Below are 1,021 nucleotides of genomic sequence, written 5' to 3'. Positions count from 1 at the left end.
GATCTGAAACTGGAGCCCTTGTAAGCGCTCTCTCATGTGCTTCGGAGCACCATTAATCACGGTTTCAATTGCATTTTTCCGAATGCTTTCGAGCTGTTCAGGATTCTCGCTTGCGAGGCGCATTAGTTCATCAAAATTGGGTAGCTCAACACGACCAAGCGCAGTTTTGCGTACGTCAACATCTTTCAAACGAAGCTTGCTGATCTCGCGTGATTTTCCATTCTGCATTGTAACGACCTCATACTGTTACGTGGAATGTATTGGCTATTTTATGTACAACTTTCAATTTGTTAAGAAAACAAAAGTAAAACCATACTTGCGTATCTTTAGAGGCTGTAGCTAAATGAAGGAGTCAGTTCGTTCGAAAGCGCCGCCTGAGTGATCTGATTGACTTAAAGTCGTCATATTAAAGGTGTAGCTTTCTAAAGTGGTCGAACATTCATGTTATGCACCGGGACGACAACTATGGACTTTCAGGCGATTCTTAAAATCGACAAAAGCGGGCGTCCTGTCCGTTGGATTAGCAAAGAAACTGCAACTCATTTAGTGTGTACAAACAAAGTGTTGTGGGCGTTTGGCGATCAAACTGTGGCGATGCGCGGAGGCTATAATCGTCTAGGGGAGCGTTCAGTTGTCTACTTGTCTCCGATTATGGCGGTCGATGGTTCTGTCTCTAAACACGCCATAAACATCCCTTTGATGAACAAATATCTATTTCGTCGCGATCAACATACTTGTATGTACTGCGGACAACATTTCTCGCGATTATCGCTGACGCGTGACCATATTCACCCGCGGTCGCGAGGCGGCAAGGATGTGTGGACTAACGTTGTATCAGCATGTAAACCCTGCAATCAGCGCAAAGGAGCGAGAACGCCTGAAGAAGCAAACATGCCTCTGCTCGCCGTGCCCTTCAAACCCACGTTTTCAGAACTTTTGTATCTTCAAAATCACAGTATTTTGGATGATCAGATGGCGTATCTTAGAAAGGGGTTCAAGCATTTAGCGGGCGACTTTGCAG

2 protein-coding genes are annotated in these 1,021 nt (G+C 45.2%); one reads left to right on the top strand and one right to left on the bottom strand.

Annotated elements, in window-relative coordinates; all coding sequences use genetic code 11:
- Positions 1-228: DUF3135 domain-containing protein (locus A3738_RS22975; RefSeq protein ID WP_156504433.1), on the bottom strand; the 228-nt coding region annotated here is incomplete at its 3' end.
- A gap of 237 nt (positions 229-465) precedes the next feature.
- On the opposite strand from A3738_RS22975, the gene A3738_RS22970 reads away from it, so the two are divergent.
- Positions 466-1,021: HNH endonuclease (locus tag A3738_RS22970; protein ID WP_068763883.1), on the top strand; the 556-nt coding region annotated here is incomplete at its 3' end.

The organism is Oleiphilus sp. HI0066 (assembly GCF_001635725.1).
The sequence above is the reverse complement of the archived record's forward strand: the minus strand, read 5'-3'. Positions and strand labels throughout refer to the sequence as shown.